This window comes from Cupriavidus sp. L7L (assembly GCF_004353535.1).
Classification (GTDB): Bacteria; Pseudomonadota; Gammaproteobacteria; order Burkholderiales; family Burkholderiaceae; genus Cupriavidus; species Cupriavidus oxalaticus_A.
On the sequence record NZ_SMNY01000009.1, the window covers coordinates 657,168 to 679,675 of the forward strand.

Annotated in this window: 20 protein-coding genes; 9 read left to right on the forward strand and 11 right to left on the reverse strand. The window is 68.1% G+C overall.

Annotated features, from left to right (window positions below):
• Window positions 1-300: 300 nt before the first annotated feature.
• From E1J61_RS10925 to E1J61_RS10935, 3 genes are all read right to left on the reverse strand, one after another.
• Complete coding sequence (locus E1J61_RS10925; RefSeq protein WP_133094237.1) at window positions 301-3,156, reverse strand: c-type cytochrome; 2,856 nt, start codon at window positions 3,154-3,156, stop codon at window positions 301-303.
• A 68-nt stretch (window positions 3,157-3,224) separates the two neighbouring features.
• On the reverse strand, window positions 3,225-3,722 hold the full coding sequence (locus tag E1J61_RS10930) for a (2Fe-2S)-binding protein (protein WP_133094055.1): 498 nt from the start codon (window positions 3,720-3,722) through the stop codon (window positions 3,225-3,227).
• Between the two features lie 96 nt (window positions 3,723-3,818).
• Window positions 3,819-4,979 (reverse strand): FAD-dependent monooxygenase, encoded by a 1,161-nt coding sequence (locus tag E1J61_RS10935; RefSeq protein WP_133094056.1) that lies wholly within the window; start codon window positions 4,977-4,979, stop codon window positions 3,819-3,821.
• 351 nt (window positions 4,980-5,330) lie between these two features.
• Here E1J61_RS10935 and E1J61_RS10940 point away from each other — a divergent pair, with 351 nt between their 5' ends.
• Genes E1J61_RS10940 through E1J61_RS10955 form a run of 4 tightly spaced genes read left to right on the forward strand, consistent with a single transcriptional unit; the run spans window position 5,331 to window position 8,652 of the window.
• Complete coding sequence (locus E1J61_RS10940; protein ID WP_133094057.1) at window positions 5,331-6,083, forward strand: Asp/Glu racemase; 753 nt, start codon at window positions 5,331-5,333, stop codon at window positions 6,081-6,083.
• An 11-nt stretch (window positions 6,084-6,094) separates the two neighbouring features.
• Window positions 6,095-6,925 (forward strand): alpha/beta fold hydrolase, encoded by an 831-nt coding sequence (locus E1J61_RS10945; protein ID WP_133094058.1) that lies wholly within the window; start codon window positions 6,095-6,097, stop codon window positions 6,923-6,925.
• A gap of 13 nt (window positions 6,926-6,938) precedes the next feature.
• Complete coding sequence (locus E1J61_RS10950; protein ID WP_133094059.1) at window positions 6,939-8,018, forward strand: 2,5-dihydroxypyridine 5,6-dioxygenase; 1,080 nt, start codon at window positions 6,939-6,941, stop codon at window positions 8,016-8,018.
• Window positions 8,011-8,652 carry an N-carbamoylsarcosine amidohydrolase gene (locus E1J61_RS10955; RefSeq protein ID WP_133094060.1) on the forward strand — a complete coding sequence of 214 codons (642 nt, stop codon included), beginning with the start codon at window positions 8,011-8,013 and terminating at the stop codon, window positions 8,650-8,652. Before E1J61_RS10950 ends, E1J61_RS10955 begins: the two co-directional genes overlap by 8 nt.
• Before the next feature lie 19 nt (window positions 8,653-8,671).
• Here E1J61_RS10955 and E1J61_RS10960 read toward each other — a convergent pair whose 3' ends face one another.
• Window positions 8,672-9,439: a TetR/AcrR family transcriptional regulator gene (locus E1J61_RS10960; RefSeq protein ID WP_133094061.1), complete on the reverse strand. Its 768-nt coding sequence runs from the start codon at window positions 9,437-9,439 to the stop codon at window positions 8,672-8,674.
• A 71-nt stretch (window positions 9,440-9,510) separates the two neighbouring features.
• On the opposite strand from E1J61_RS10960, the gene E1J61_RS10965 reads away from it, so the two are divergent.
• Entirely contained in the window at window positions 9,511-11,790 is a 2,280-nt protein-coding gene (locus tag E1J61_RS10965) for a molybdopterin cofactor-binding domain-containing protein (RefSeq protein ID WP_133094062.1), read from the forward strand.
• A 71-nt stretch (window positions 11,791-11,861) separates the two neighbouring features.
• Here the strand turns inward: E1J61_RS10965 and E1J61_RS10970 are convergent, their stop codons facing one another.
• Window positions 11,862-12,350, reverse strand: coding sequence for a MarR family winged helix-turn-helix transcriptional regulator (locus tag E1J61_RS10970; protein WP_133094063.1), 489 nt, complete (start codon window positions 12,348-12,350; stop codon window positions 11,862-11,864).
• A gap of 67 nt (window positions 12,351-12,417) precedes the next feature.
• Window positions 12,418-13,422 carry a tripartite tricarboxylate transporter substrate binding protein gene (locus tag E1J61_RS10975; protein ID WP_133094064.1) on the reverse strand — a complete coding sequence of 335 codons (1,005 nt, stop codon included), beginning with the start codon at window positions 13,420-13,422 and terminating at the stop codon, window positions 12,418-12,420.
• 244 nt (window positions 13,423-13,666) lie between these two features.
• Between E1J61_RS10975 and E1J61_RS10980 the strand changes: the two genes are divergently transcribed.
• From E1J61_RS10980 to E1J61_RS10995, 4 genes are read left to right on the forward strand one after another with little or no spacing between them, the layout of a single operon-like run.
• Complete coding sequence (locus E1J61_RS10980) at window positions 13,667-14,554, forward strand: DMT family transporter (RefSeq protein ID WP_133094238.1); 888 nt, start codon at window positions 13,667-13,669, stop codon at window positions 14,552-14,554.
• Window positions 14,555-14,608: 54 nt separating this feature from the next.
• A complete protein-coding gene (locus tag E1J61_RS10985) occupies window positions 14,609-15,397 on the forward strand; it encodes an SDR family oxidoreductase (protein WP_133094065.1) in 789 nt (262 codons plus the stop codon).
• Window positions 15,398-15,441: 44 nt separating this feature from the next.
• A complete protein-coding gene (locus E1J61_RS10990) occupies window positions 15,442-15,843 on the forward strand; it encodes a methylglyoxal synthase (protein ID WP_195428350.1) in 402 nt (133 codons plus the stop codon).
• Between the two features lie 42 nt (window positions 15,844-15,885).
• Window positions 15,886-16,863, forward strand: a complete 978-nt coding sequence (locus E1J61_RS10995) for a quinone oxidoreductase (protein WP_133094067.1) — start codon at window positions 15,886-15,888, stop codon at window positions 16,861-16,863.
• A gap of 69 nt (window positions 16,864-16,932) precedes the next feature.
• On the opposite strand, the gene E1J61_RS11000 is transcribed toward E1J61_RS10995, so the two are convergent.
• From E1J61_RS11000 to E1J61_RS11020, 5 genes are all read right to left on the reverse strand, one after another.
• Window positions 16,933-17,226 carry a YkvA family protein gene (locus tag E1J61_RS11000; RefSeq protein WP_062797448.1) on the reverse strand — a complete coding sequence of 98 codons (294 nt, stop codon included), beginning with the start codon at window positions 17,224-17,226 and terminating at the stop codon, window positions 16,933-16,935.
• Between the two features lie 211 nt (window positions 17,227-17,437).
• Window positions 17,438-18,583 (reverse strand): BMP family ABC transporter substrate-binding protein, encoded by a 1,146-nt coding sequence (locus E1J61_RS11005; RefSeq protein WP_133094068.1) that lies wholly within the window; start codon window positions 18,581-18,583, stop codon window positions 17,438-17,440.
• A gap of 70 nt (window positions 18,584-18,653) precedes the next feature.
• Window positions 18,654-19,574, reverse strand: a complete 921-nt coding sequence (locus E1J61_RS11010) for an ABC transporter permease (RefSeq protein WP_133094069.1) — start codon at window positions 19,572-19,574, stop codon at window positions 18,654-18,656.
• Window positions 19,575-19,591: 17 nt separating this feature from the next.
• Window positions 19,592-20,701 (reverse strand): ABC transporter permease, encoded by a 1,110-nt coding sequence (locus E1J61_RS11015; RefSeq protein WP_133094070.1) that lies wholly within the window; start codon window positions 20,699-20,701, stop codon window positions 19,592-19,594.
• Window positions 20,694-22,253, reverse strand: a complete 1,560-nt coding sequence (locus E1J61_RS11020) for an ABC transporter ATP-binding protein (RefSeq protein WP_133094071.1) — start codon at window positions 22,251-22,253, stop codon at window positions 20,694-20,696. The genes E1J61_RS11015 and E1J61_RS11020 overlap by 8 nt, the downstream gene beginning before the upstream one ends.
• Between the last annotated feature and the right edge of the window lie 255 nt (window positions 22,254-22,508).

The following is a 22,508-nucleotide window of genomic DNA, read 5'->3' on the forward strand; positions in this document are numbered from 1 at the left end:
GCGCGGTTCTTGCGCCGTCCTTGTGCCGGGAGGCACCGCGGCGCGGCTTTTGGTATCGATGCCGGCACTCATGTAGTGCGCACTACATGATCGTTCAGCGTAAGCTACATGAAACTGGCGGGCAAGGCCGAACTGCGGTTTCTCTCCTTGGGGTTTTCCCGCGCCTGGCGCGCAGTGCGCCGATCTGTCGGCGCAGGCCTCCCTGCCCGGTGGCAAAGCGCCCTGCCAGGCACGGCACGGATACTGTCAGGATGGATGCGAAGGCGCGGCGGGCCGGCCGCGAAGGCCCTCCGCTGGTCTTCAGTGGGCAGGCGCCGCGCGCAGCCGCGCGACGGTGTTCTCCAGGTCCTGCCAGGCGGGTTGGTCGGGGGCAAAGCGCGCGCGCAGGTACTGCGCCAGCTGCGCGATCTGCCGGTCGTCGAAGGTGTCGGCATAGGCCGGCATCGCGCCCAGCTCGCTGTTGGGCGGCGCGGGCATGCCTTGCAGCAGCACCTGGATCACGTTGTCGGGCAGCTTGCTGTGCAAGTTGGTGTTGAGTGCGAGCGACGGCTTTACGCCAAACTGCGCGATGCCCTGGTCTGATTGATGGCACACCGCGCAGGCGCTCTGGTATAGGCGTTCACCGGGGCCGCCGAGGGTGCGTGCAGCCTGTGCGCTGCGTTGTTCGAGTCTGGCAGCCTGCGCGTCGAGCACGGAAGGCGCTGGCGGCGGCGTGCCGAATGACGCGACGTAATGCGCGATCGCGCGCACATCCGATTCGGGCAACTGCGCGAGTTCTTCCACCACCGGCGCCATCGGTCCTGCGGCGGCGCCGTGATGCGGTGCATAGCCGCCGCGCAAGTAGGTAAACAGCGCCGCCTCGGTCCACGGCACCGGTGCGTGGGAGAGCGATGTCAGCGGCGATGCCTCCCAGCCTTCGGCACTGCCGCCAGTCAGGTACTTGCGCCCGCCTTGTTCCCCGCCGAGCGCGTTGCGCGGCGAATGGCAGGCGCTGCAATGGCCCAGCCCCTCGGCGAGATACGCGCCGCGGTTCCACTGCGCGGAGCGCGCAGGGTCGGGCTTGAAGGGTGCGTCGCGATGGAACAGCAGGTTCCAGCCCGCCAGCAGCGGACGCAGGTTGAACGGGAACGTGAGCCGGGTCTGCGGCACCTCTGACTTCACCGGCTCGGCCGACATCAGGTACGCATACAGCGCCTGCATGTCGGCATCGCTGACCTTGGCGAACGCGGTGTAGGGGAAGGCCGGATACAGGCGCCGTCCGTCCCGGTGGATGCCCTCGCGCATCGCGCGCTCGAAGGCGGCGAACGACCAGTTGCCGATGCCGGTCTGCACATCGGGCGTGATGTTGGTGCTATAGACCGTGCCAAACGGCGTTTCCAGCGGCAGGCCGCCCGCATTCTTCACGCCGCCGGGGACGGTATGGCATACCGCGCAGTCACCTGCCGCGGCCACCAGGCGGCCGCGTTCCAGCGTGGCCGCGGAATAGAAGCCGGGCCCGGGCGGTGAGACCGGCGCGATCGGCGCGCGCCACGGCATCAGCGTTGCGCACAGGCCGGCCGCGGTCGCGGCAGCGGCGGCGATCCAGCCGCGCTTGCTGCGCTTGCCGGCGCGCTTGTCCTCACTCTCGGCCAGCGCCAGGCGGATGCGTTCGGCGCTGAAGGGCGGCGTGCGCAAGCGCACGCCGGTGGCGTCGAAGATGGCGTTGGCCACGGCGGCAGCCGCGGGCAGCGTATCGGCCGGGCCTGCGGCCAGTTGGTCACGCTCGGTGAGCGTGCCAGCCAGGTGGACCTCCGGCAATACTGCGCTGGTTGCGACGGCGGGGAGCGATTGGTTGGCAGAAGCCTCCGTGGCAGGCCAGGTATCGAATGCCGGGCTGGCAGCGGTCAATTGCAGGGTAGCGTCGGCAACAGCCTGTTCCAGCGAGCGCGCAGCAGGTGTGGCTTGCGCGGGCGCCAGCGATTCGCTGTCATGCCCCACCGTCACGCGCGTGACGGCCAGCTCGCCGGTGGTGCCATCGACTTCGACTTCCGCCACCCATGCCGACCAGCTCTGGCCGGCGTCGTGGTCGACGGTGTGCGCATAGGCAAAACCGCGCCCGCGCCGCACATTGCCTGCCGATGTGGCGGCATGCGGAACGGATGGCGTCCAGCCGGAGCGCTCGCTGACCTGCCTGACGAGGGCCGAGCCGCGTGAGTCGTCGAGGTGCGAAAGCCGCAGCGCGACCGGGTCGGTGCCGGATGCGGCGGCGATTTCATCGAGATGGGATTCGCGCGCAAAGACATGGGCGCGCGCCGCCGCAAGCGGTGCGGCATCGAAAGCGGCTACAGCGCCGGCGGTGCCGACATCGACATCGGGAATGCGGTAGGGCGGCATGACTGCGCTGCCACTGTCGCCGGTGTCCGTCACGGGCGACGCCGTATGCGTGAGCCAAAGTGCCAGCGGCACCGGCGGCGGAGCCGTGCCGGCCAGCGTCGCGGCGTAGGCGTCGATGGCATTGCCGCTGCGCGCGCTGTCGATGCATACGGCGAGCTGCGCACCGGACAGGCCGATATCGCCGGCGCACAGCCGGCGCATCACGGGTTTGCCGGCGGCATGGGCCAGCAGTGCGGCGTCGGCGGCCGCGTGGTGGGCGAGCAGGGCCGGATCGCCGGCGTCGGCGGCCGCCTGCCACCCGGCCAGCGCGACCTGTTGCGGCGCAATGCCCAGCAGCGCGGCCAGTTCTTCGCGCAGTGCGCCGTGGCGCAGGCTTGGCAGCCACACATACAGCATGCCGTCGCGCCAGTCCGCGATCGCGGTGCAGAACGCTTCGGTCCGGGTGCCGGCCAGCGGCCACTGGTAGTGCCGCGCGTGGCGCGTGGCGGCGCTGGCGAGCGCGCGGGTGGCGTCACCGCGCCGCGCAACGGCGTGGCGCGGTACGGGAGCTTCATCCGCGCGAGGCGGCGTCGACCAGCGTGCCTGCAGGGCCCTGGCGGCGTCGGCCGCCAAGGCATCGCTTTCCGCGGCCACGCCCGCAAACTGGTTGCGCACCACGGCCGCGCGCACGCCGGGCAACGCCAGCGCGGCATCGCGCTCCGCGCCGAGCAGCCGTGGTACCAACGGCTTGCCGTCGATCCAGCGCAGCCCTGGCGGCGTCAGCACATGGGCGACGAGGCACATGGAAGCCGGCGGTGGCTCATGTTTCGCCAGGGCGCCGGTTTGCACGGCCTGTCGCACGAGTTCCTGCTTCACGATGCCGCTCCCACGCCAGCCTGCCGCATCAGCACCGCGGCGCGCTGCACTGCGCGCACGATTTCCACATGCGTGCCGCAGCGGCACAGGTTGAAGCGCAGCGCCTCGCGGATCTGCGCTTCGTCAGGATCGGGATTCTGCGCGAGCAGCGCCTTCGCGGTCATGATCATGCCGTTCAGGCAATAGCCGCATTGTGCGGCCTGCTCGTCGATAAAGGCCTGCTGCACCGGGTCGGGATGCTCCGCCGTGCCCAGGCCTTCCAGCGTGGTGACCGCGTGGCCCACCGCGGCCCTGACCGGCAGCACGCATGAGCGCGCGGCCAGGCCGTCGACCAGCACCGTGCACGCGCCGCACTGGCCCAGCCCGCAACCGTACTTGGGGCCATTGCAGGTCAGGTCGTTGCGCAGGATATAGAGCAGCGGCGTGTCGGGCGCCACGCTGAGCGTGTGCTCCGCGTGGTTGACTTGTAGCGTCAGGGGGCGAGGCGTGTTCATCGGGGGCGGCAAGTTGCAGATCACGCGGCAGGCACGCCGCGCCCCTTCGTGCGAGGGGCTGCGGCGTGCAGGTTCGGGTCAGGCCTAAGGTCGGTGTTACGCCGCCGCGGACAGCGGCGTACGCCCGGCCGACACCAGCGGCACGTTGAACACATCGTAGCCGAAACACCAGTCCGGGTTCTCGTTGCTGCGCAGCCACGTGTTGTTGTGCGAGACCAGCTGGACCTTGCCGGCGCGCTCGGCGCGGTTGGCTTCATACAGCGCAAACGCGGCGGCGTAGTCGTCCAGGCCGGTCTCGGTGAAGCAGCGCGTCAGCATGGCGGCATCCTCGATCGCCATCGCGGCGCCTTGCGCCATGTGCGGCTTCATCGGGTGGCAGGCATCGCCCAGCAGCACCAGGCGGCCGCGGCTCCACAGCGGCAGCGGGTCACGCTCCAGCAGGGGCCACTTGGTCACTTCGACCGTGCCTTCGATCAGCGACTGCACGCCTTCGTGCCAGCCGTCGAACGCGGTGCGCATTTCCTCGATGCTGCTCGGCACCCAGCTTTTGCTCATGTCCCACTCGGGCTCGGGCACGCCGGTGACGTAGTAGATCTCGTCCAGCTTGCTGGTGTCGAAGTACACCATCATGTGGCGGTCGTCGGTCCACCACTTGGTGCAGCGCTCGTGCGTGAAGCCCTTGACGCGCGAGATCGGGAACACCGCGCGGTGCGCGACGTAGCCGGTGTACTTGGGGGGCTCGGCGCCCAGCAGGGTCTCGCGGATGCGGGAGTTGACACCGTCGGCGCCGATCACGATATCCGCCTGGTCCACCGTGCCGTCGGTGAAGCGCAGCTCGACCACGTCGCCCCGGTCGGTGACGCTTTCCAGCTTCTTGTTGAAGAACAGCGTGCCCGGCGCCACGGCGTCGGTCAGCAGCTTGTGGAAGTCGCCGCGGTGCACGGTCAGGTAGCTGGCGCCGTAGTGCCGCTCCGCGTAGTCGCCTAGCGGGATCTGCGCGATCACTTCGCCGGTCAGGCCGTCGCGGCTGTACCAGAAGTCGGGGTGGCAGCCCATGTTGTTGAGCGCGTCCTCGATGCCGATGCGCCGCATGATCTTCATCACGTTGGGCCCCACGTGGATGCCCGCTCCCAGGCGCGAGAACGCCGGTGCCTGTTCATACAGCCTGACTTGGAAGCCGGCTCGCTGCAGCAGGGCGGCCGCGGCCGTTCCTCCGAGTCCGGCGCCGACAACTGCGATTCGCGGTTTGCCTTGCACGTTATTTCTCCTGGGGCAATGACACATGGGTCGATGGGGGCTTGGGCGACCTATGTGGCCGACCGTTGAAACGAGTGTACACACTCAAAATATCAAGGGCAAGGAAGAAAATAATGGTCCTATGGAAAACCCTTATGATCTTATGAATGTCTGCGAACGATGCCTTAATACGGTGAATTTGTGCGCTAAACAATGGATTGGTTAATTAAGTATGCACTGAACGAGTGAATCGCGCCTGGTGCAGATTCTATTTGCCTATATAAAGTGTGTACACTACAATCGATTCGCAGCATGCAAGGCCATCCGGGCAGGGCAGGCGGGTAGACAGACAAACAGATAACGGAGTCGACAGTGCAGAAAGTTTTCCGAATCGGCCAGATCGTGCCGAGCTCCAACACCACGATGGAAACCGAGATCCCGGCGATGCTGGCCGCGCGCCAGCTGGTGCGTCCGGAGCGCTTTACCTTCCACTCCAGCCGCATGCGGATGAAGAAGGTGGTCAAGGAGGAACTGGCGGCCATGGATGCCGAATCCGACCGCTGCGCGGTGGAGCTGAGCGACGCCCGCGTCGACGTGCTTGGCTATGCCTGCCTGGTGGCGATCATGGCGATGGGCCACGGCTACCACCGCGTCTCCGAGCAGCGGCTGCAGGCGCACACCGCCGAGAACGGCGGCGACGCGCCGGTGATCACCAGCGCCGGCGCGCTGGTCGATGCGCTCAAGGTGATGGGCGCCAGGCGCATCGCCGTGGTGGCGCCGTACATGAAGCCGCTGACCGAGCTGGTGGTCGACTACATCCGCAATGAGGGCTACGAGGTGGTCGACTACCGCGCGCTGGAGATCCCCGACAACCTCGACGTCGGCCGCCACGACCCGTCGCGGCTGCCGGAGATCGTCGCGCAGATGGATTTCGCCGATGCCGACGTGATCGTGCTGTCCGCCTGCGTACAGATGCCGTCGCTCCCGGCGGTGGCCAAGGTCGAGGCAATGACAGGCAAGCCGGTGGTCACCGCCGCCATCGCCACCACCTATGCAATGCTCAAGCGCCTGGGCCTGGAGCCGGTGGTGCCGGGCGCGGGCGCGCTGCTGTCCGGCGGCTACTGAAGGAGCCGGCCATGGCGACCAGTACTTTCCTTTACGGCGGCAACGTCCATGCCAACGGCATCCGGCAGCACTACCTGCGCTATGGCGGCCAGGATGGCGCGCGCGCGCAGCGCGATGCCTTGATCATCGTGCCCGGCATCACCAGCCCGGCGGTCACGTGGGGCTTCGTCGGCGAGCAGTTCGGGCGGCAGTTCGATACCTATGTGCTTGACGTGCGCGGCCGCGGGCTGTCGCAGGCCGGCGCGGAGCTGGACTACAGCCTCGATGCGCAGGCCGCCGACGTGATCGCGTTTGCCGAAGCGCTCGGGCTGCAGCGCTACGCCATCGTCGGCCATTCCATGGGCGCGCGCATCGGCATCCGCGCCGCGCATAGCAAGCCCGCTGGCCTGACGCGGCTGGTGCTGGTCGATCCGCCGGTGTCGGGCCCGGGGCGCCGCGCCTATCCGGCGCAATTGCCGTGGTACATCGATTCGATCCGGCTGGCACAGCAGGGCATCGACGCGGAAGGCATGCGCCGCTTCTGCCCCACATGGACTGAAGACCAGCTGCGCCTGCGCGCGCAATGGCTGCATACCTGCGACGAGCGCGCGATCCTGGCCAGCTTCAACGGCTTCCATGAAGACGATATCCACGCCGACCTGCCGCAGGTCGATGTGCCGGTCCTGCTGATGACCGCGGGCCGCGGCGACGTGATCCGCGAGGAAGACGTGCAGGAAATGCGCAGGCTGCTGCCCGCGCTGCTGGTCGCGCATGTCGCCAATGCCGGCCACATGATCCCGTGGGACGATGAGCCCGGCTTCTATCGTGCCTTCGGCGACTTCCTCGGCGCGGCGCTGAACTGATCAAGGAGGGAACATGCCCGTAAGCGATTACGACCTGACCGCGGCGTGGAAGCAGGTGCTGACGCTGTCGAGGCTGCAGCCGGGGCAGACCGTCACCGTGCTGACCGGCGCGGCCACGCATCCGCAGACGCTGCGTACGGCGATGGTGGCGGCGCAGTCGATGGGCGCCATCGTCAACCGGCTCGACCTGCCGCCGGTTAACGGCGAGAAGGCGCTCAGCCGCGACGCACTGGCCTATCTCGGCACCACGCCGCTGACCGGCAATCCGGCGGCGATTGCCGCATTGAAAGCAAGCGATTTGGTGCTGGACCTGATGACGCTGCTGTTCTCGCCCGAGCAGCACGAGATACTGTCCGGCGGCACCAAGATCCTGCTGGCGGTGGAGCCGCCCGAAGTGCTGGCCCGGTTGGTGCCGACCGAGGCCGACCGCGCCCGCGTCAAGGCTGCCACTGAGCGGCTGGGCCGCGCGCGAGAGATGCATATCGTGTCCGAGGCGGGCATGGATCTGCGCTGCAGGCTGGGTGAATTCCCGGCAATCAGCGAGTACGGCTTTGTCGACGAGCCCGGCCGCTGGGACCACTGGCCGAGCGGCTTCGTGCTGACCTGGCCGGACGAGGGCGGCACCAACGGCACCATCGTGCTGGACCGCGGCGACATCCTGCTGCCGATGAAGTCCTATCTGCAGGCGCCGATCCGCATCACGGTGGAGGCCGGCTACGTGCGCCGCATCGAAGGCGGTGTCGATGCCGAGCTGCTGGCCGACTACATGGCCTCGTTCAACGACCCGGAAGCGTATGCGATGTCGCATATCGGCTGGGGCCTGCAGCCGCGCGCCAGCTGGTCGGCGCTGGCGATGTACGACCGCGAGGCCACCATCGGCATGGACGCGCGTGCGTATGAAGGCAATTTCCTGTGCTCGTTCGGCCCCAACAACGAGGCAGGCGGCAGCCGCACCACTGCCTGCCATATCGATATCCCGGTGCGCCACTGCACGGTCAGCCTCGACGGCGAGCCGGTGGTGGTGCGCGGCAAGGTGATGGACGGGCACCATGCTCCCGCCGCATCGCTCTACAAGGATTCGCGCCATGGATGACGCAGTGCAGACCTACCAGCGCCAAGGGTTCGGCGCGTCGATGGAATTGAAAGCGCCGTACGGGCTGCTGATCATCGACTTCGTCAACGGCTTTGCCGACCCGGCCGTGTTCGGTGGCGGCAATATCCCCGAGGCCATCCGCAACACGCAGCCGCTGCTGCGCGCCGCGCGCGAGCAGGGCTGGCCGGTGGCGCACAGCCGCATCGTGTTCGCCGACGACGACAGTGACCACAACATCTTCACGCTGAAGGTGCCCGGCATGCTGACGCTAAAGGAAGATGGCCACAACAGCCAGCTCGTGCCCGAGCTCGTGCCCGCGCCGGGCGAGCTGGTGGTGCGCAAGACGGTGCCGTCGGCGTTCTTCGGCACCTCGCTGGCGGCGTGGCTGACGCAGCGCGGCGTGCAGACGCTGCTGGTGGCCGGCTGCGTCACCAGCGGCTGCGTGCGCGCCAGCGTGGTCGATGCGATGTCGCTGGGCTTCCGCCCGCTGGTGGTGTCCGATTGCGTGGGCGACCGCGCCATCGGGCCGCACGATGCCAACCTGTTCGACATGGCGCAGAAGTACGCGACCGTGCTGGCGCGCGACGAGGCGCTGGCGCGGATTGCGGGTGAGGGCGTCCGCGCCGCCGCCTGAGGCGACCCGGCGCCGCGTCTCAGCCTGCAGCCGCGCGCCTGTTGCGTGCGGCCTTGCGCGCCGGCGTAGCCGGCGGCACGCTGGCTTCCGGCACGGCGCCGGGCAGCGTCACCGTGCGCAGCACTGTCTGCTGGATCACATCGCGCCAGTGCGCCAAGGCGGGCGGGCTCATCATGGCCTCGCCCAGGAAGGCGCTGAGCGTATGATGGTTGGAGTTGTAGAAGTAGCCGAGCGAGGCGATCACCATGTAGACATCGCGCGCGCTGGTCTCGGAACGGAATAGCCCGGCGGACTTGCCGCGTGTGAGGATCCCGTCGAGCACCGACAGCGCGTAGCTGGAGATTTCCTTGAGGCGGACCGACTTCTTCGCGTGCTTGCCCTGGCTCATGTTCTCGCTGGACAGGATCGCGACGAATTCGGGGTGGTCGAGGTAGTACTGCCAGATGAAGTCGACCAGCTGCGACAGCGCGCGCACCGGGTCGGCGGCGTCGAGTTCCTGCTCGAGCTGCTGCTCGGCTTCGTTGAGCTGCAGGTAGATGGTCTCCAGCACTTCGACGAACAGCTTTTCCTTGCTGCCGAAGTAGTAGTAGATCATCCGGTCATAGGTCTTGGCCAGCGACGAAATGCGTTCGATGCGGCCGCCGTCATAGCCGCGCTGGGCGAAGACCTTGATCGCCGCTTTCAGGATGCGGTCGCGGCTGTCCTGCGCCTGCCTGGCCCGCGTGCCTGGGGCAGCCCGCTTGGGAGCCTGCTTGGCGGCAGGTTTCGCCGCGGTGGTGTTCGTCATGATGATTGGGTGGCTCTGACTCCGTTGGCTGGCAGTATAACGGGGGCCCCGTTGAAGGAGATGGGAAGACGATGACCGCAACAACGCTGCAACCCGCGGCACAGGCCGATCCCGCCACGCCGCGCGCACTGCGGCTGGCGTTGCTGCAGGCCGTCGGCGTGCTGCTGGTCACGCGCGCGCCGCAGGCGGCGGCGCGTCCCGCGCCCGGCCAGCCCGGCGCGGCGTCGGACTACGTGCCGGCGCTGCCCGATATCTTCATCGCCGTGCGCGACAGTGGCGAGGTGCTGGCCTTCAACGGCCATGTCGACCTTGGCACCGGCATCCGCACGGCGCTGGCGCAGATCGTGGCGGAAGAACTCGACGTGCCGCTGTCGCGGGTGCGCATGGTGCTGGGCCATACCGAAGCCACCCCCAACCAGGGGCCGACCATCGCCAGCGCATCGATCCAGATTTCCGCGATCCCGCTGCGCCGTGCCGCGGCGCAGGCGCGCGCGTGGCTGCTGGCGCGCGCCGCGCAACAGCTTGGCGTGGCGCCCGACCAGCTGGAAGCGCAGGATGGCGAGTTCCGCGTGCGCGGGGCCGACGCCGCCATCGGCTATGGCGCGCTGGTGCAAGGCGAGCACGTGGCGCTGCCGCTGGCAGACGACGTGGCGATCAAGCCGGTGGAGGCCTACCGCATCGTCGGCCGCCCGGCCGGACGCGTCGATATCCCCGACAAGGCACGCGGCGTGCTGACTTTCGTCCATGACGTGCGCGTGCCCGGCATGCTGCATGGGCGCGTGGTGCGGCCACCTTACGCCGGGCGCGACAGCGGCGGCTTCGTCGGCAACAGCCTGCTCGCGGTCGACCGCGAATCGGTGCGCGATGTGCCGGGACTGGTCGACGTGGTGGTGCAGGGCGACTTCGTCGGCGTGGTGGCCGAGCGTGAAGAGTACGCGGTGCTTGCCGCGCGCAAGCTGCGGGCGCAGTGGAAACCCGTGCCGCCGATGCCGTCGCTCGCCGACCCTGAACCCGCGCTGCGCGCCAACCCCGCAACGCGGCGCGAACTGCTGAATGACGGCGAGATGCCTCCCGCCGGGACCGGCAAGACGCTGGATCGCCATTACGTCTGGCCATACCAGATGCACGGTTCGATCGGCCCCTCATGCGCGGTTGCGGACTGGCATGAGGATGGCCTGACGGTATGGTCGGGCACGCAGAATCCGCATGTTCTGCGCATCGACCTGGCACGCCTGTGCGGGCTGGGCGAGGACCGCATCGAGATCGTGCGCATGGAAGCCTCGGGCTGCTACGGCCGCAATTGCGCGGACGATGTCTGCGCCGATGCCGCGCTGCTGTCGCGCGCCGTCGGCCATCCGGTGCGCGTGCAGCTATCGCGCGAGCAGGAACACCTGTGGGAACCCAAGGGCGCGGCCCAGCTGATGGATGTCAGCGCAACGCTGGGCGCCGACGGCGAACTGCTCGGCTATGACTTCACCAGCCGCTATCCGTCCAACGATGCGCCGACGCTGGCGCTGGTGCTCGCCGGCATCGTGCCCAACGCGCCGCGCACGCTGGAAATGGGCGACCGCACCGCGGTGCCGCCGTATGACTACCGCGCGCGCCGCATCGGCTGCGACGACACGCCCGCCATCGTGCGCGCGTCATGGTTGCGTGGCGTATCGGCGCTGCCGAATTCGTTCGCGCATGAATGCGTGATCGATGAACTGGCTGCCCAAGCCGGCGCCGATCCGATCGATTTCCGGCTGCGTCATTTGCCGGACACGCGCGCAGCCGAACTGCTGCGCGCGGTGGCCGACGCGGCGGGCTGGCAGCGGGGCGCGCACGGTTCGCGTGGCAAGGCTGGCAACGACGGCATGCTGCGCGGGCGCGGTGTTGCCTATGCGCGCTATATCCACAGCCGCTTCCCAGGCTTCGGCGCGGCATGGGCGGCATGGGTGGTCGACGTGGCGGTGGAGGCGGCAACGGGCCGCATCGCCGTGGAGAAACTGGTGGTCGGGCAGGACACCGGCATGATGGTCAACCCGGACGGCGTGCGCCACCAGATCCACGGCAACGTGGTGCAGGCCTTGAGCCGGGTGTTGAAGGAGCAGGTGCGCTTCGACGCCGACGGTGTCGCCAGCCGCGAGTGGGGCAGCTATCCGTTGCTGACCTTTCCGGAGATCCCGCCGATCGAGGTGGTGCTGATGCCGCGGCAGGAAGAGCCGCCGATGGGGGCAGGGGAGTCGGCATCGCTGCCGGGGGCGCCGGCACTTGCCAATGCGTTGTTCGATGCGATCGGCGTGCGTCTGCGGCGGCCGCCGTTCGTGCCGGAGACAGTGTTGGCGGCGCTAAGGAGCGAGCGCCCTTAACCAACTGGTGGTTTGCTCCCTCTCCCGCAAGCGGGAGAGGGAGCAAACCGGCGGCATGGTGGAGGTCTCACTTACACGCCGCCATTCCCCTCATCGATCTCGCTCATCTTCCGCAGCAGGTAAGTCACCGCCACTCGCTCCGCCGGATTCAGGCTGCCAAACGTCTGCTCCGAGATCTGCTTCGCAAACGGCACCGTCTCGTCGATCAACGCCAGCCCCCCGGGGGTCACCGTCACCACCACCTTGCGCCGGTCGTTCGGGTCATGCGACACCGCAATCAGCTTGCGTGCCTTCAGCCGCTCGATGATGCCGCGCACCGTCGCCTGGTCGATCGCCGTGGCGCGCACCACTTCATTCAGCGAGCACGGCTGCCGGTCCCTGACCGCGCACAGCACCACGAACTGCGCCGCGGTGAGCTGCGAATCCGGGATGGTCTGCTGGAAGATCGCCACGTGGCGCTGGTACGCGCGGCGCAGCAGGTGGCCCACCTGCTCGGTGAAATCGTAGTCGGGGGCGGCCTGGTCTGCTGACGATGCGGAGGATGCGGAGGGGTTGGGCACGTCGATGGTGATGCGTTGGATGAGCGTGCCCCGAGTATATCCGCTGCCTGCTGGTCCGCTACTGCTACTACTCCACAGTGATCCCGGCAGTCTTCGCCACCGTGCCGAAGCGCTCGTATTCCGACTGCGTCAGCGCCTGCAGTTCGGCCGCGCTCGATCCCTTGGGATTGAAGCCCGCCTGCACCAGCTTCTCGCGCACATCGGGACGGGCCAGCGCCTCGACGAAGGCGCTGTTCAGCGCCTGCACCACCGGCGCCGGCACGTTGGCCGGACCAAAGACCCCGAACCATGGCTCGACCGCATAGCCCTGCAAGCCCGCCTCGGCCAGCGTCGGCACGTCGGGCAGCGAAGGCGAGCGCTGCTTGCCGGCCACCGCCAGCGCACGCAGCTTGCCCGCCTGGATATGCGGCAGCGATGCCGGCAGGTTGTCGAACATCACGCTGATATGGCCGCCCAGCATGTCGTTGATGGCCGGGCTGCTGCCCTTGTAAGGCGCATGCGTCAGGCTGGTCTGCGTCATCTGCGCGAACATCGCGCCGGCCAGGTGCATCGAGGTGCCGGTGCCCGCCGTCGCATAGGTCAGCCCCGGGTTGGCCTTGGCGTAGGCCACCAGTTCCTTGACGGTCTTCACCGGCAGCGCCGGGCTGACCTCCAGCACGATGGTCGACGTGCCGAGCAGGCTGATCGCGGTGAAGTCCTTGCGCGGGTCGAACGGCACCTGCTTGTAGATATGCGGGTTGAGCGCGTTGGTGGAGATCGCGCCGAAGCCGATGGTGTAGCCGTCCGGCGCGGCCTTGGCCACCGCGTCCATGCCTACGTTGCCGCCGGCGCCGGGGCGGTTTTCGATCACCACCGGCTGGCCGAGCTTCTCGCCCACGCGCTGGCCGACCGTGCGAGCCACCAGGTCGGTGGTGCCGCCGGCGGCGTAGGGCACGACAAAGCGGATCGGACGGGACGGATAGCCGTCGCCGGGTGCGGCGGCGGCGCTGAAGCTGGCGGCGAGCGCCGCGGCCCCGGTCAGGGCAGCGAGCAGCAGCGCGCGGCGGCCGGCGTGTGCGGGGTGGATTGGCATGGCGAGAAGTCTCCTGGGGTTGTTATTGTGGCGCCGGCCGTGACGCAGGCGGCGCGCGGCCATTGTAGGGGATAGGCCGCAGGCAGGGCAGGGCCGGGGGCACCGCCGATGCGGTTGCGTCTTTTCGAATACAATCGTCGGGTCGCTTCGCGGGGCCGCGCGGGGCCGGTGCGCCGGCCCTGCGGCCCGCTTTCCACGTATTCCCGTGTCCGTCTCCCAGAAGTCCCTCGCCGCGCCTGCCGCGCTGCCGTCGCCGCAGCGCGCGGGGCTTGCCATCGCCGCCGTCGGCGCGGTGCTGTTCTCCGCCAAGGCGATCGTCGCCAAGCTGATGTACCGCTACAACGTCGATGCCGTGATGGTGCTGACGCTGCGCATGCTGTTCGCCGTGCCGCTGTTCATGGCGATCGGCTGGTGGCAGTCGCGCCGCCTGGCGCCGCTGTCGTGGGCGGACCGCGGGCGCGTGGTGTTCCTCGGCTTCATCGGCTATTACCTGTCGAGCTTCCTGGATTTCATCGGCCTGCAGTACATCACCGCCGGGCTGGAGCGGCTGATCCTGTTCCTGACGCCGTCGTTCGTGCTGCTGGCCACCGCGCTGGTGTTCCGGCGGCCGATCAGTTCGCGCCAGTGGCTGTCGCTGCTGCTGGCGTATGCCGGCATCGTACTGGTCTTTGCCCATGACCTCGACGTCAGCGGCGGCCAGGTGTGGCTGGGCGGCGCGCTGGTCCTGGGCAGTGCCATGACGTACGCTGTCTACCTGATCCTGAGCGGGGAGCTGGTGCGGCGCATCGGCTCGCTGCGGCTGGTGGCCTATGCGATGTGCGTGTCCACCGCCTGCTGCGTGATCCAGTATGTGGCGCTGGGCCGGCCCGTGGCCGAGCTGGCGCAGCCGGCGCCGGTGATGTGGCTGTCACTCGTCAATGCGGTGTTCTGCACGGTGCTGCCCGTGTCGATGACCATGGTCGCGGTGGCGCGCATCGGTGCGCCGCTGGCCTCGCAGGCCGGCATGATCGGCCCGGTATCGACGCTGTTGCTCGGCTACTGGCTGCTGGGCGAGCCGATCAGCGGCGTGCAGCTGGCCGGCGGCGCGCTGGTGATGGGCGGCATGTACCTGCTCTCGGCAAAGAGAAATTGATGCATCGGCCGGGCGCTCCCGGCCGTACCAACACAACAGACAAAGGAGAAACACATGGACATGGGATTGCGTGGCAAGCATGCGCTGGTGTGCGGCGCCAGCAAGGGCCTTGGCCTGGCCTGCGCCGACGCCCTCGCGGCGGAAGGCGTTGACGTGGTGATCGTGGCGCGCGGCGCCGAGGCGCTGGAGAAGGCCGCCGCCGACCTGCGCGCGCGCCATGGCCGCCGCGTGATCGCGGTGGCGACCGACATCACCACGCCCGAAGGCCGCAAGGCGGCGCTGGACGCCGCCGCCAGGCTGGGCGACCTCGACATCCTGGTCAACAACGCCGGCGGCCCGCCGCCGGGCAACTTTCGCGACTGGGAGCGCAGCGACTGGCTCGCCGCGCTCGACGCCAACATGCTGACCCCGATCGAGCTGATCAAGGCCACCGTCGACGGCATGATCGCGCGCAAGTGGGGCCGCATCATCAATATCACCAGCGGCGCGGTCAAGGCGCCGATCGACGTGCTGGGGCTGTCCAACGGCGCGCGCTCGGGCCTGACCGGCTTTGTCGCGGGCGTGGCGCGCGAAGTGGCGCAGCATGGCGTGACCATCAACAACCTGCTGCCCGGGCCGTTCAATACCGATCGCCTGCGCAAGACCATGGAAGGCGGCGCCCAGAAGGCCGGCCTGAGCGTCGAGGAAGTGGCGCAGCGCCGTGCCGCGCAGAACCCGACGCGCCGCTTCGGCGAGCCGGCCGAGTTCGGCGCTGCCTGCGCCTTCCTGTGCAGCCGCCAGGCTGCCTATATCACCGGGCAGAACCTGCTGATCGACGGCGGCGCCTACCCCGGCACGTTCTGATTTCCACCAGCCTGCTGCAGTCTCGCCACCCCAACCAGGAATTACTGATGACACGCCCTCGCATCGCGCTGATCGCCCACGACCACAAGAAGGACGATATCGTCGCCTTCGCCACGCGCCATCGCGCGTTCCTCTCGCAATGCGAGCTGCTGGCCACCGGCACGACCGGCGGCCGCCTGATCGACGAGGTCGGACTGGAAGTGACGCGCATGCTGTCGGGGCCGTGGGGCGGCGACCTGCAGATCGGCGCGCAGCTGGCCGAAGGGCGCGTGCGCGCCGTGGTGTTCCTGCGCGACCCGATGACGCCGCAGCCGCATGAACCCGACATCAACGCGCTGGTGCGCGCGTGCGACGTGCACAACGTGCCGTGCGCGACCAACGTGGCTACTGCCGAACTGCTGATCGCGGGCCTGGCCAACGAGGCCGACGGCGCGCAGGCAAGCTGAATTCCCCCGATCGATGCAACACCACAACTAGGAGCGACGCAGATGAGCAAAGCCATCCGGATCGAGCAGACCGGCGGTCCTGAAGTCATGCAGTGGGTCGATGTGGAAGTGGGCGAGCCCGGCCCCGGCCAGGTGCGCGTGCGCCACGAAGCGGTGGGCCTGAACTACATCGACGTCTATTTCCGCACCGGCCTGTACAAGCAGCCGCTGCCGGGCGGCCTGGGCATGGAAGGCGCGGGAGTGGTCGAGGCCGTGGGGGAGGGCGTCGGCCACGTGAGCGTGGGCGACCGCGTCGCCTATGCCGGCCGTCCGACCGGCGCGTATGCGCAGGTGCGCGTGATGCCGGCCGATATCGTGGTGCGGCTGCCGGACGCGATCCCGTTCGACACCGCCGCGGCCATGATGCTGCAGGGCCTGACCGCGCAATACCTGATCCGCGACAGCTACCAGGCGCAGCCGGGCGACACGGTGCTGCTGCACGCGGCTGCCGGCGGTGTGGGCCTGATCGTCAGCCAGTGGCTCAAGGCGCTTGGCGTGACCGTGATCGGCACCGTCGGCACGGACGAGAAGGCAGAGCTGGCGCGCGCCAACGGCTGCGCCCATACCATCGTCTACACGCGCGAGTCGTTCGTCGACCGCGTCAAGGAAATCACCAACGGCAAGGGCGTGCCGGCGGTCTATGACTCGATCGGCAAGGACACGTTCCAGGGCTCGCTCGACTGCCTGGCGCCGCGCGGCACCATGGTGAGCTTCGGCAATGCTTCGGGCCCGGTGCCGCCGTTCGACCTCTCGGTGCTCGGCAACAAGGGTTCGCTGCGGCTGACGCGCCCGACGCTGATGACCTACGTGGTGCACCGCGAGCTGCTCGAGCCGATGGTGGCCGACCTGTTCGATGCGGTCACGACCGGCAAGGTCAAGGTCGATATCCGCCAGCAATATGCGTTGTCGGAAGTGGCGCAGGCGCACCGCGACCTGGAAGCGCGCAAGACCACGGGCTCGACCATCCTGCTGCCGCGCTGAATCCGGTTCCGCTCAGGCATAAAAAATCCCCGGCGCAGCGAGTGCCCCGGGGATTTTTCTTTGGCGGCTTCAGTGCGGCCGGACCGTGGTGGCTGTGGCGCGCGCCTGCGCCTGGCGCAGGATATGCGGCGGCAGGCGCTTCAGGATCAGGTGGACGGCCAGCGGGATCAGCACCACGTCGTCGATGATGCCAAGCCCGGCGACCACGTCAGGCACGAGGTCGATCGGCGAAATCGCGTACAGCAGCAGCCCGATCGCCGCGGGTTTCAGCCATGCCGGGGCATCCGGGTGGCGCAGCGCATACCAGAACAGCCGCCCGTCGCGGCGTACCAGCGTCCACAGGGCCGAAAATCGCTTCAACATGAGAGGCCTCCTTCACATGGCGCGCGCCTGACACTGGCGCATACGCAGATAGCTTGGGCCGTTGTTGGCGGCTTCAAGTTCCGCGGGGGCAATGTGATGGGAGAGGCGGTGGGGGTGCGGCTGCCAATGCCTGCGGTTTTCTCCCTTCTCCCGCGCGCGGGAGAGGGAGAACACCTTGCTTAGGCTAGTCCGGGCGGCTTTGGTGCACCGATCAGCCCGGAATCTTCCCTTCCACACCCTCGACATAGAACTTCACGCCGTGCAGGAACTTGTCATCCGCGACCTGATCCTTCGCCAGCTGCTCGGTCCCGGTGTTGTCCTTGATCGGACCCTTCCAGATCGGCGCGCTGCCATCGGCAATGCCCTTCTTGCGCTCCTCGACCAGCTTCTTCACGTCTTCGGGCACGACCGCGTTGAACGACTTCAGGTCGATCATGCCTTCCTTCAGGCCCCACCACGTGGTGCCGTTCTTCCACTGGTTGTTCAGCACGTCTTCCACCACCTTGTTGTAGTAGACGCCCCACGAGATCACCGACGCGGCCAGGTGGGCCTTGTCGCCGAACTTGGTCATGTCGCTGTCCCAGCCGAAGGCATGCACGCCCTTCTCCTGCGCGGTCTGCACCACCGCGGCGGAGTCGGTGTTCTGCATCAGCATGTCGACGCCCTGGCCGATCAGCGTGGTGGCGGCTTCGCGCTCCTTGCCCGGGTCGAACCACTTGTTGACCCACACCACCTTGACCGTGGCGTTCGGATTGACGCTGCGGGCGCCCAGCGTGAACGAGTCGATATTGCGGATCACTTCTGGGATGGGCACCGACGCGACCACGCCCATCTTGCCGGTCTTGCTCATCTTGCCGGCGACCACGCCGGCCAGGTACGCGCCTTCATAGGTGCGCACGTCGTACTGGGCCAGGTTGTCGGCGGTCTTGAAGCCGGTGGCGTGCTCGAACTTCACGTCCGGGAATTCCTTGGCGACCTTGAGCATCGACTCCATGTAGCCGAAGGTAGTGCCGAAGATCAGCTTGTTGCCCTGGCTGGCCAGGTCGCGGAACACGCGCTCGGCGTCGGCGGCGGATTCGGGCACGTTTTCGACGAAGGTGGTGTTGACCTTGCTGCCGAATTTTTCTTCCACGGCCTTGCGGCCGTTGTCATGCGCGTAGGTCCAGCCGGCATCGCCGACCGGTCCGATATAGACGAAGGCGACCTTGAGCGGCTCGCCCGCGGCAGCGGCAGCCGGCGCGGAGGCCGGGCCCGCGGTCTCGGCAGGCTTCTCGGCTTCCTTCTTGCCACAGCCGGCCAGGGCCAGCACTGCGGTGGCGGCCAGCGCCGCCAGGGTCTTCCTGCGCGTGACGATCATGATTTCTCCTTGTGTGAATTGTTTGGTAGCTCGGGGATTTCCGTCAAAAAAATCGATCAGATACTGGCGATCAGGCATTGCCGGGCCGGAACGGCTTCCCCAGCGATGCCGGCATGTTCAGCCGTATCCACGCGGGGTTGCGCGAGATCAGCGCCAGCACCACGATGGTGGCCGCGTACGGCAGCATCGACAGGAACTGCGAGGGCACCGATACGCCGATGCCCTGCAGGTAGAACTGCAGGATGGTCACGCCGCCGAACAGCCACGCGCCGATCAGCACGCGGCCCGGACGCCAGGTGGCGAAGGTGGTCAGCGCCAGCGCGATCCAGCCGCGGCCGGCGACCAGGTTCTCGACCCACATCGGGGTATAGACCAGCGACAGGTAGGCGCCCGCCAGCCCGCAGCAGGCGCCGCCGAACAGCAGCGCGCCGAAGCGGATGGTGCGCACGGGATAGCCCAGCGCGTGCGCGGATTCCGGCGACTCGCCGATCGCGCGCAGCGTCAGGCCGGCGCGCGTGCGGAACAGGAACCACATGATGGCAAGGCACAGCAGCAGGCTAAAATAGACCATCCAGTGATGCTGGAAGAACGCCGGACCGAAGAAAGGCAGGTTGGCCAGTCCCGGCACGGCCTTGGCCTGCGCCGGCATGGCGAAGCCGACGAAGCGCTGGCCCATGAAGGCCGACAGCCCGGTGCCGAAGATCGACAGCGCCAGGCCGGTGGCGACCTGGTTGGTGGCCAGCACCAGCGCCAGCCACGAGAACAGCGTGGCCATCAGCATGCCGGCCAGCGCGCCGGCGGCAAAGCCGAGCATCGGCGACTGGGTCTGGTAGCCGACCATGAAGCCGGCCACCGCGGCGACCAGCATCATGCCTTCGGCGCCCAGGTTGAGCACGCCCGAGCGTTCGTTGATCAGCAGGCCCAGCGCCGCCAGCAGCAGCGGCGTGCCGGCGTTGATGGCGGTGGCAATGAGGGGAGCGAGTTGTTCCATGTTTTTTCTTGCTCCGCTCAGGCCGTGGTGGCGCGCCAGCGGAGGCGGCTTTCGATCAGCGTGTCGCAGGCCAGCAGGAAGAACAGCAGCATGCCCTGGAACACCCAGCCTATGGCCGACGGCAGGCCCAGGCGCGATTGCGCCATCTCGCCGCCGATATAGAACAGCGACATCATGATGCCGCCGAAGACGGTGCCGACCGGGTGCAGCCGGCCGATAAACGCGACGATGATCGCGGTGAAGCCGTAGCCCGGCGAGATCGACGGCAGCAACTGGCCGATCGGTCCGACCACTTCAAACGCGCCTGCCAGCCCCGCGGTCGCGCCCGAGATCAGCAGCGCGCTCCACAACGCGCTGCGCGCCGAAAAGCCCGCGTAGCGCGCCGCCGCCGGCGCGGTACCGCCGACCTGCAGGCGATAGCCGGCAAAGCTGCGGAACACGAACACCGTCATCACCACCACCAGCACCAGCATCACCGCAAAGCCGGCGTGCAGGCGCGAGCCCGACATCAGGTTGGGCAGCAGGAACTCGGACGAGAACACCTTGGACTGCGGGAAGTTCATGCCATTGGGATCCTTCAGCGGCCCGTTGACCACCCACAGCAGCAACTGCTGCGCGATATAGGTGAGCATCAGCGAGACCAGGATCTCGTTGGCGTTGAACCTGTCTTTCAGCAGCGCCGTGAGCGAAGCCCACGCCATGCCGCCGGCGATGCCGGCGAGCGAGGCCAGTACCAGAACCACGGTGCCGTTCAGGGCCTGCCCCGGCACGTCGAAATACAGCACCACGGCACCGGCGCAGATGCCGCCGGCAATCAGCTGGCCGTCGGCGCCGATGTTCCACACATTGGCCCGGTAGCACACCGAAAGCCCCAGCGCGCACAGCACCAGCGGCACCGTCTTCAGCAGCACCTCGCCGATCGCGCGCTTGTCGCGCAGCGGATCCGCCAGGAAGACCTTGAGCGCGGCCACCGGGTCCTTGCCCAGCACCAGGAACAGCAGCGCGCCGAACAGCAGCGTCAGCGCCAGCGCAACCACCGGCGAGGCATAGGCCATGGTGCGCGACGGCAGCCCGCGCGGTGCCAGCGTTAGCGGGGAGCGGGGGAGGAGGCGTCGCACATCAGCCATGGTTTGCCACCTCCGCCGGGTGTGCCTTGGCGGGGCCGCCTTGCCACAAGCCGCTCATCCACAGGCCGACCTGCTCGCGCGTGGCAGTTTCGGTCGGCACCGACGGCGACAGGTGGCCCTTGGCGATAACATGCAGCCGGTCGCAGATCGCGAACAGCTCGTCGAGTTCTTCCGACACCACCAGGATGGCGCAGCCGGTGGCCTTCAGCGCCAGGATCTCGTTATGGATCTGCGCCGCGGCGCCCACGTCCACGCCCCAGGTCGGTTGCGCCACGATCAATACCCTCGGGCCGCTTTCGATCTCGCGGCCGACAATGAATTTCTGCAGGTTGCCGCCGGACAGGCTGCGCGCCAGCGCATCCGGTCCGCTGGCCTTGACGCGGAAGCGGTCGATCACCGCCGTGGCCAGCCCGGTGGCGGCCTTCGGCGAGATCATGCCCTTGCGCACGTAGGGTCGCGTCTGGTGCGACAACAGGACATTGGTAGCCAGGCTCATGCCCGGCACAGCGCCACGGCCCAGGCGTTCCTCCGGCACGAAGGCGAGGCCGGCGCGGCGGCGCCGGCGCGCGTCGAGCTTGCCCACCGGCCTGCCGCCGATCTGCACCGATGCGCTGGCCGCGCGCGTGTCCTCGCCCGAGAGCGCCGCCAACAACTCCTGCTGGCCGTTGCCGGAGACGCCGGCGATGCCGACGACCTCGCCCGCATGCAGGTCGAGCGAAATCCGGCTCAGCTCGGTGGCGAAGGCATGCGCGCGCGGCAGCGACAGCTCCTGCACGCTCAGTTGCACCGGACCGCGGAAGGCAGTCACGCGCGCCTCGCGCGGCGGTTCGCCGCCGATCATCAGCCGCGACAGCGACGCCGCGGTTTCCTGCCGCGGATCGCACACGCCGGTGACCTTGCCCATGCGCATCACGGTGGCGTGATGGCACAGCGCGCGGATCTCGTCGAGCTTGTGGCTGATGTAGAGGATGCTGGTGCCTTCGCCGGCCAGCTGGCGCAGCGTGACGAAGAGCGTCTCCACCGCCTGCGGCGTCAGCACCGAAGTGGGCTCGTCCAGGATCAGCAGCTGCGGATTGGCCAGCAGCGCGCGCACGATCTCCACGCGCTGGCGCTCGCCGACCGACAGCGTGTGCACGTGGCGGTTCGGTTCCAGCGGCAGGCCGTAGCGTTCGGCGGTGGCGCGGATGCGCTCGGCCAGCTGCTTCATGTTGCCTTGCTGGCTGGCCGGCAGGCCGAGCGCAATGTTCTCGGTCACGGTCAGCGTGTCGAACAGCGAGAAATGCTGGAACACCATGGCAATGCCCAGGTTGCGGGCATCGTGCGGGCTGTTGATCGTGACCGGCGCCCCGTTGAAGTGCATCTCGCCGGCATCGGGCCGGACGGCGCCGAAGATGATCTTCATCAGGGTGGATTTGCCGGCGCCGTTCTCGCCCAGGACCGCGTGGATCTCGCCGGGTGCGACGGTAAGGCTGACGTCGTCGTTGGCGACGACGCCCGGATAGCGCTTGCTGATATGGGAAAGCGCCAGCCTGGGAGGGGTTTGTGATGTCACTGAGGCGGCTCGGGTTGTTGTGAGGGCAGCAACGTCGGATGAGTCAAAGCGCGGCAGTGCGTGGCGCAGGATCGCCGCGACGCATTGCAGCATTCATCATGAACTGGTGATGCTCGATATAGGTGACGAATTATATAAGTGAGCAGGGGATGGAAGGCTTGAAACGAGCGAGTGTCCAGTCCCTGCAACGATTGCAGGCAGGTTGCAAGTCGCGTGCCGGTTGCGGCACGAAAAAAAGCCGCGGCCTCCTGGCGG